This is a genomic window from Kitasatospora sp. NPDC057512 (assembly GCF_042802135.1).
Classification (GTDB): Bacteria; Actinomycetota; Actinomycetes; order Streptomycetales; family Streptomycetaceae; genus Kitasatospora.
Genome location: NZ_JBHVET010000297.1, coordinates 1 through 9,518, shown reverse-complemented (window position 1 = coordinate 9,518; position 9,518 = coordinate 1). Strand labels below are relative to the sequence as shown.

1 protein-coding gene is annotated in these 9,518 nt (G+C 75.9%); it reads left to right on the top strand.

The features are described 5' to 3' along the window. On the top strand, window positions 1-9,508 hold a 9,508-nt coding region (locus tag ACFU6K_RS20300; RefSeq protein ID WP_380664884.1), incomplete at its 5' end, for an amino acid adenylation domain-containing protein. Window positions 9,509-9,518: the final 10 nt, after the last annotated feature.

Genomic DNA, 9,518 nt, shown 5'->3' with positions numbered 1-9,518 from the left:
CCCCGACACCCGCCCGACCCTCACCGAACTGGTCGACGCCCAGGTCGCCCGCACCCCGGACGCCCCCGCCCTGTACGCCGAGGGCACCACCCTCACGTACGCCGAACTGGACGCCCGCGCCAACCGGCTGGCCCGGGTGCTGGCCGCCCGCGGCCTGGGCACCGAGGACGTCGTCGCGCTGGCCCTGCCGAAGTCCCCCGAGGCGATCGCCGCGATCCTCGCCGTCGCCAAGACCGGCGCCGCCTGGCTGCCCGCCGACCCGGCCTACCCGGCCGAGCGGCTGCGCCACATGCTGACCGACTCCCGCGCCGCGCTGGTGCTCACCACCGCCGCGGCCGCCGCCCAGCTGCCGGAGACCGGCGCCCCCCGGCTGCTGCTCGACTCCGCCGAGCACCTCGCCGACCTCGCCGCGCGCTCCGGGAACCGCTTCACCGCCGCCGAGCGGGTGCGGCCGGTGAGCGCGCCGAACACCGCGTACGTCATCTACACCTCCGGCTCCACCGGCGTGCCCAAGGGCGTGGCCGTCACCCACACCGGGCTGCCCAGCATGGTCGGCACCCAGGTCGCCGCCACCGGGGTCGGCCCCGGCAGCCGGGTCCTCCAGGCCTCCTCGCTCAGCTTCGACGTCTCGGTCTCCGACCTGTCCGTCGCGCTCACCACCGGCGCCGCCCTGGTGCTGCCGCGCGAGCAGAGCCAGCTGGTCGGAGAGCCGCTGGCCGCCCTGATCGACCAGTACGGCGTCACCCACGCCGACGTCGCCACCGCGATGATCTCCACCCTGCCCGACCTGCCGATGCCCTCGCTGCGCACCCTGATCGGCGGCGGCGAGGCGGTCTCCCGCGAGCTGGCCGCCCGCTGCGGCCGCGGCCGGCTGATGCTCAACAGCTACGGGCCGACCGAGGCCACCGTCATCGTCAGCATGAGCGAGCCGCTCACCGGCGAGGAGCTGCCCCCGATCGGCCGGCCCTGCCAGGACGTGCGCATCCACGTGCTGGACGAGCACCTGCGGCAGGTCGAGCCGGGCACCGTCGGCGAGCTGTACCTGGCCGGCCCGCACCTGGCCCGCGGCTACCTGAACCGCCCGGGCCTGACCGCCGAGCGCTTCGTGGCCGACCCGTACGGCGAGCCCGGCGAGCGGATGTACCGCACCGGCGACCTCGGCAGCTACCGCCCGGACGGCCAGCTGGACTTCCTCGGCCGGGCCGACGACCAGGTGAAGATCCGCGGCTTCCGGGTGGAGCTCGGCGAGATCGAGCAGACCCTCTCCGCCCACCCCGAGGTGCGCCAGGCCGTGGTGCTGGTCCGCGAGGACCGCCCGGGCGAGCGCCGCCTGGTCGGCTACACCGTCGGCGCCGCCGACCCGGCCGAGCTGCGGGCGTACTGCGCCGAGCGGCTGCCCGACCACATGGTGCCCGTCGTCGTGGTGCTCGACCGGCTGCCGCTCACGCCCAACGGCAAGGTGGACAAGCGCGCCCTGCCCGCGCCGGTGTTCGGCGCCGGCGAGGAGGACGGCCGCGCCCCCGCCGGCGAGCTGGAGCACACCCTGGTCCGGCTGTTCGGCGAGGTGCTGAGCCTGCCCCGGGTGGGCGTCACGGACTCCTTCTTCGAGCTCGGCGGCGACTCCATCGTGGCCATCCAGCTGGTCTCCCGGGCCCGGCACGCGGGCCTCCAGCTCACCCCCCGCGAGGTGTTCCTCGCCCCGACCGTCGAGAAGCTGGCGCTGATCGCCCGTCCGCTGGAGGGGCCGGTCGTCGTCGAGCCCGCCGGGGCCGGCCTCGGCGAGGTGCCGCCGACGCCCATCGTGCACTGGCTGGCCGCCCAGCACGGCGCGGTGGAGAGCTTCTACCAGTCCACCCTGCTCACCCTGCCCGCCGGCACGACGCAGGAGCACCTGGGCACCGCCGTCCAGGCCCTGCTCGACCACCACGACCTGTTCCGCGCCCGCACCTCCCCGCTCGCCGAGCGCCCGTGGACGCTGCACGTGCCCGAGCCCGGCGCCGTCCCCGCCGACGGCGTGCTGCGCCGGGTCGAGGGCCGGGCCGACGCGGAGGCACTGCGCGCCGAGACCGCGGCCGCCCGCGAGCGCCTGTCGCCCGAGGACGGCCGGATGGTCCAGGCCGTGCGCTTCGACGCCGGCCCGGAGCAGCCCTCGCAGCTGCTGCTGGTGATCCACCACCTGGTGGTGGACGGCGTCACCTGGCGCATCGTCGAGGAGGACCTGCTCGGCGCGCTCGCCGCGCTCCGCGAGGACCGCGCCGTCGAGCTCGCCCCGGTGCCCACCTCCTTCCGCCGCTGGGCCCAGCGCCTCACCGTCGAGGCCAACACCGACCGCCGGGCCGCCGAACTCCCGCTCTGGCAGGCCGCGTTGGCCACCCCGGACCCGCTGCTCGGCGACCGCCCGCTGGACCCGGCCCGGGACACCTACGCCACCGAGGGCCTGCTGCGGCTCGTGCTGCCCGCCGCGACCACCCAGGCGCTGCTCACCAAGGTCACCGCCGCCTACCACGCCCAGGTCAACGACGTGCTGCTGACCGGGCTGGCGCTGGCCCTCGGCCACTGGCGCGGGCAGGAGACCACCGGGCCCGACGGCGCCGTGCTGGTCACCGTGGAGGGCCACGGCCGCGAGGAGGTCGTCGACGGCGTCGACCTGCACCGCACCGCCGGCTGGTTCACCTCCGTCTACCCCGTCCGGCTCGCCCCCGGGGCGCTGCCCTGGTCCGAGGTCACCGCGGCCGGCCCCGCGCTCGGCCGGGCCCTCGGCCGGGTGAAGGAGCAGCTGCGCGCCGTCCCCGACAACGGCATCGGCTTCGGCCTGCTGCGCCACCTCAACCCGGACACCGCCGCCGCGCTGGCGGGGCACGCCGACCCGCAGATCGAGTTCAACTACCTGGGCCGCTTCGCGCCCGAGGGCGTCACCGCCGAGGACGTGCTCGCCGGCACCGAGGCGATGTCCGAGGGCGCCGCGACCGGCCTCGCCCTCGGCCGGGTGCTCGGCCTGGACGCCACCACCGTGGACACCCCGCAGGGCCCGCTGCTGGTCGCCCAGTGGTCCTACGCCACCGGACTGCTCTCCGAGGAGCGGGTGCAGGCCTTCGCCGAGGCCTGGTTCGCCGCGCTGAGCGCGCTCGCCGAGCACGCCGAGCGGCCGGACGCCGGCGGGCACACCCCCTCCGACTTCCCGCTGGTCGCCGTCACCCAGGACGAGCTGGACGGGCTCGCCGCCCACCACGCCCCCGCCCGCCTGGTGGACGTCTGGCCGACCTCGCCGCTCCAGCAGGGCATGGCCTTCCACTCGGCGTACGACGCCGACGGCGCGGACGTCTACACCTCGGTGGTCACCTTCGACCTCACCGGCCCGGTGGACGCCGACCGGCTGCGCGCCGCCGCCGAGGCGCTGCTGGTGCGCCAGCCCAACCTCAGGGCCGCCTTCCACCAGCGGCACGACGGCCCGCCGGTGCAGGTCGTCCCGGACGGTGTCGAACTTCCCTTCACCGTCGTCGACTTGACCGGCCACGCCGACCCCGAGGCGGAGGCCGGGCGGATCGCCGCCGCCGAGTACGGCCGCCGCTTCGACCTCGACCGGCCGCCGCTGCTGCGCTACACCCTGCTCCGGCTCGCCCCCGGGCGCCACCAGCTGATCGCCTCCGCGCACCACATCCTGCTGGACGGCTGGTCCACCCCGCTGTTCGCGGAGGAGCTGTGGGCGCTGTACTTCGAGCAGCCGATGGCCCCGGCCGCCCCGTACCGCGAGTACCTGCGCTGGATCACCCGGCGCGACGGCGACACCGCCCGCGCCGCCTGGGCCCAGGCCCTGGCCGGCGCCGACGAGCCCACCCTGCTCGCCCCCGGCCGCTCGGCGGCCGTCCCGCAGCTGCCGCTGCGCCTGCACACCGGGCTCTCCCCGGAGGCCACCGAGGCCCTCGCCCGCACCGCCCGCCGCTACGGCGTCACCCTCAACACCCTGGTCCAGGCGGCCTGGGGCGTGCTGCTGGCCCGGCTCACCGGGCGCGAGGACGTGCTGTTCGGCACCACCGTCTCCGGCCGGCCGCACGACCTGCCGGGCGTGGAGCGGATGATGGGCCTGCTCATCAACACCGTGCCGGTGCGGGTGCGCCTGGACCAGGCGGAGAGCTGGGGCCAGCTGCTGCTGCGCCTCCAGCACGAGCAGTCCGCGCTGCTGGACCACCAGCACCTCAGCCTCACCGAGATCCAGCAACTCGCCGGGATGGGCAGCCTGTTCGACACCGTCACGGTGTACGGCAACTACCCGGACCCGTCCGCGCTGGACGACGCCGACCCGAGCGGCGCCACCCGCGTCACCCTGGTCGAGGACGTCGACAGCGCCCACTACCCGCTGGTGCTGGCCCTCACCCCCGGCGACGGCCTCCAGCTGCGGCTGGACCACCAGCCGGACGCCTTCACCACCGGGGAGGCCCGCGCCCTGCTGGACCGCTTCCTCGCCCTGCTCGACCGGATCGTCGCCGACCCCGCCGAACTCGTCGGCACCGTCGAGGTGTTGACCGCGGCCGAGCGCGCCGAGCTGGTCACCGACTGGAGCGGCACCAGCACCCCGCTGCCGGAGGGCTCGCTGCCCGAGCTGTTCGAGGCGCGGGCCGCCGCGACCCCGGACGCGATCGCGCTCACCGCGGACGACGCCGAGCTGACCTACGCCCAGCTCAACGCCCGGGCCAACGGCCTGGCGCTGCGGCTGGTCGAGGCCGGGGTGGTCCGGGAGACGCCGGTCGCGCTGATGATCGACCGCTCGGCCGCCCAGGTGGTGGCGATCCTGGCCGTGCTCAAGGCCGGCGGCCTGTACGTCCCGCTGGACGACGCCCAGCCCGCCGACCGGCTGCGGACCGTCCTCGACGACGCCGGGGCCGCCCTGGTGCTGGCCGACGCCGCGCACCGCGAGCACCCCGCGCTGGCCGGGCTGACGGTGCTCGACCCGCACGCCGAGGAGCACCCCGAGAACCTCGGACTGCCGCAGCGCGCCGACCAGTTGGTGTACGTGATGCACACCTCCGGCTCGACCGGCGTGCCCAAGGGCATCGCCGTCACCCACCGCGGGGTGGTGGACCTCGCGCTCGGCGGCCAGTTCACCGGCGGCGGCCACGAGCGGCTGCCGGTGCACGCGCCCTCCGCCTTCGACGCCTCCACCTACGAGATCTGGACCCCGCTGCTCTCCGGCGGCCAGCTGGTGATCGCCCCGGCCGGCCGGCTCGGCATCGCCGAGCTGGCGGCGGTGATCGGCCACGAGCGGACCACCTCCGCCTGGATCAGCGTCGGCCTCTTCAACGTGCTGGCCGCCGAGGCCCCGGAGACCTTCACCGGGCTGCACGAGGTGTGGACGGGCGGCGACATCGCCTCGCCGGTCGCCATGCGGCGGGTGCTGGACAGCTGCCCCGGGCTGCGGCTGGTCAACGTCTACGGGCCGACCGAGACGACCACCTTCGCGACGCACTTCCCGATGACCTCCGCCGCCGAGGTGCCGGCCGTCGTGCCGATCGGCCGGCCGCTGCCCAACAACCGGCTGTACGTGCTGGACGCCGGGCTGCGCCCGGTGCCGGTCGGCGTGCCCGGCGAGCTGTACATCGGCGGCTCCGGCCTGGCCCGCGGCTACGTCCGCCGCCCCGGCCTGACCTCCGAGCGCTTCGTGGCCTGCCCGTTCGGCGAGCCCGGCGGGCGGATGTACCGCACCGGCGACGTGGTGCGCTGGACCCCCACGGGCGAACTGGAGTTCGTCGGTCGAGCGGACGACCAGGTCAAGCTGCGCGGCTTCCGGATCGAACTCGGCGAGGTGGAGGCGGCGTTCACCGCCCACCCGGCGGTCGGCCAGGTCTGCGTGGCGGTCCGCCAGGACCAGCCCGGCGACAAGCGCCTGGTCGCGTACGTCACCGGCGCGGTGCGGGCCGACGAGCTGCGCGACTTCGTCACCGAGCGGCTGCCCGGCTACATGCTGCCCGCCGCGATCGTCGTCCTCGACGAGCTCCCGGTGAACCCCAACGGCAAGGTGGACCGCAAGGCCCTGCCCGCGCCCGACTACAGCGGCGCCGACGGCGGGCGCGAGCCGCGCGACGCCACCGAGCAGGCCCTGTGCGCGCTGTTCGCCGAGGTCCTCGGGCTGGCCCGGATCAGCATCGACGACAACTTCTTCGACCGCGGCGGCCACTCGCTGCTCGCCACCAAGCTGGTCAGCCGCATCCGCGCCGGCCTCGGCGCCGAGCTGCCGATCCGCACGCTCTTCGACAACCCGACGGTGGCCCTGCTGGCCGCCGCCCTGCCCGACTCCGCGGCGGCCCGCCCGGCCCTGCGGCCGGCCGAGCGGCCGGAGCTGGTGCCGCTCTCCTCCGCCCAGCAACGCCTGTGGTTCATCGAGCAGTTCGAGGGCCCGAGCGCGCTCTACAACACCCCCGTCGCGGTCCGGCTCACCGGCGCCGTCGACCTGCCCGCCCTGGAGCAGGCCGTCCGGGACGTGGTGGACCGGCACGAGGTGCTGCGCACCGTCTTCCCGACCGTCGACGGCCAGCCGCACCAACAGGTCGTCGAGGCGGGCGAGTTGTCGCTGCGCCAGGTGCGGGTGGCCGACGAGGGGCAGCTGCGGACGGCCCTGGTCGCGGCCGGCGAGGAGGTCTTCGACCTCGCCCACGACCTGCCGGTGCGCGCCACCCTGCTGTCGCTGCCGCACGACGAGCACGTCCTGCTGGTGCTGATGCACCACATCGCCAGCGACGGCTGGTCGGTCGGGCCGCTCTTCCGCGACCTCGCCGAGGCCTACCAGGCCCGGACCGCCGGCGCCGCGCCCACCCGCGCACCGCTGCCGGTGCAGTACGCCGACTACACTCTCTGGCAGCGCGAGCTGCTCGGCACCGACGAGCGGCCCAGCGCCCTGCTGACCGACCAACTCGCCTACTGGCAGCAGGCCCTGGCCGATGCCCCGGAGGAGCTGGCGCTCCCGTACGACCGTCCGCGCCCGGCCGTACCGGGGCACCAGGGCGGCCTGGTGGAGGTCGCCGTCGACGCCGAACTGCACGGCGCGCTCGTCGAGTTGGCGGCGGCGCAGAACGCCAGCCTGTTCATGGCGCTGCAGGCCGCGGTCGCCACCCTCTACACCCGCCTCGGCGCCGGCACCGACCTGCCGCTCGGCACCCCGGTCGCCGGCCGCACCGACGAGGCCCTGGACGACCTGGTCGGCTTCTTCGTCAACACCCTGCTGCTGCGCACCGACACCTCCGGCGACCCCACCTTCCGCGAACTGCTGGACCGGGTCCGACGCGCCGACCTGGACGCCTACGACCACCAGGACATCCCCTTCGAGCGCCTGGTCGAGCACCTCAACCCCACCCGCACCCCCGCCCGCCACCCGCTCTTCCAGACCCTGGTGGCGCTGGAGAGCCGGGTCACGGTGCCGACCGAGTTCGGCGGCCTGGGCTGCGCGGAGCACCCCTTCGAGCTGGACGTGGCCAAGTTCGACCTGTCCTTCCGCTTCACCGAGCAGGGCCCGCAGGCGGGCCTGACGGTGGCGGTCGAGTACGCGGTCGACCTCTTCGACCACACCACCGCCACCGCCCTCGGCGAGCGCCTGCTGCGCGTGCTGCGGGCCGCCGCGACCGCCCCGGACGCCCCGATCGGCGGCATCGGGATCCTCGACCCGGCCGAGCGCGAGCAGCTGCTCACCGGCTGGAACGACACCGCCGCGCCCGTCCCGGACGCGACCCTGCCGGAGCTGTTCGAGGCGCGGGCCGCCGCCACCCCCGACGCGCCGGCCGTGGTCTTCGGCACCGAGCGGCTGAGCTACGCCGAACTGGACTCCCGGGCCGAGCACCTGGCGGCCCACCTGGCCGGCGCCGGGGTCGGCGCCGAGACGCCGGTGGTCCTGCTGATGGACCGCTCCGCCGACCTGCTGACGGCGATCCTCGCGGTGGCCAAGGCGGGCGGCACCTACGTCCCGCTGGACGACCGGCACCCGGCCGAGCGGCTGCGGCGGATCACCGCCGAGACGGCCGCGGCGCTCGTCCTGGTCGACCCGGCGCACCGCGACCACCCGCTGGCCGCCGACGCCCCCTGCCCCGTCCTGCCGCTCACCGAGGGCTGGTTCGACGGTCCGCGCGAACGGCGCGCCCACCGGGCCGCGCCCCACCCGGAGCAGCTCGCGTACGTGATGTTCACCTCCGGCTCCACCGGGGAGCCCAAGGGCATCGCGATCAGCCACCGGGACGTGGTGCAGCTCGCCACCGACCCGTGCTGGCGGCACGACGAGGGCCTGCGGGTGCTGTTCCACGCGCCGCACGCCTTCGACGCCTCGACCTACGAGATCTGGGTGCCGCTGCTCTCCGGCGGCCGGGTGGTCGTCGCGCCGCAGGGCGACCTGGACGCGGCCGCCATCCGCGGGCTGGTCCGCGAGCACGCGCTCACCCACGTCCACGTCACCGCCGGCCTGTTCCGGGTCATCGCGGAGGAGGACCCGGGCATCTTCGCCGGTGTGCGCGAGGTGCTGACCGGCGGCGACGTGGTCTCCGCCCCGGCCGTGCGCCGGGTGCTGGAGGCCGTCCCCGGCATCGCGGTGCGGGCCCTGTACGGGCCGACCGAGACCACCCTGTGCGCCACCCAGTACCCGATGCCGGACGCCGCGGCGGTGCCGAACGTGGTGCCGATCGGGCGCCCGCTGGCCAACACCCGGCTGTACGTGCTGGACGCCGCGCTCCAGCCCGTCCCGGCCGGGGTGGCGGGCGAGCTGTACATCGCCGGGGCCGGCCTGGCCCGCGGCTACGTCGGCCGCCCGGCGCTCAGCGCCGAGCGCTTCGTCGCCTGTCCCTTCGACGGGTCCGGCGGCCGGATGTACCGCACCGGGGACCTCGCCCGCTGGACGGCGGACGGCGTCCTGGAGTTCCTCGGCCGGGCCGACGACCAGGTCAAGATCCGCGGCTTCCGGATCGAACTCGGCGAGGTGGAGGCCGCGTTCACCGCCCACGAGGGCGTCGGCCAGGCGCTCGCGGTGGTCCGTGAGGACCAGCCTGGCGACAAGCGCCTGGTGGTGTACGCCACCGGCAAGGCCACCGACGGCGAGCTGCGCGCCTTCGTCGCGGACCGCCTCGCCGCCTACATGCTCCCGGCCGCCGTGGTCGTCCTGGACAGCCTGCCGGTCACGGCCAACGGCAAGGTCGACCGCAGGGCCCTGCCCGCGCCCGAGTACGCCGGGGCGGCCGAGGGCCGCGCCCCGCGCACCGAGCGCGAGCGGGAGCTGTGCGCCCTGTTCGCCGAGGTGCTGGGCGTGGAGACGGTCAGCATCGACGACCGGTTCTTCGACCTCGGCGGCCACTCCCTGCTCGCCACCCGGCTGGTCAGCCGGATCCGCGCCACCCTCGGCGCGGAACTGCCGATCCGCACGCTGTTCGACGCGCCCACGGTCGCCGCCCTCGCCGCCGTCCTGCCCGGGGGCGAGGCGGCGCCCGCGCCGAAGAAGGCCCGCCCGGCCCTGCGGCCGATGCGCCGCCCGAGCGGCCAGGCCTGACCCGCGGCAG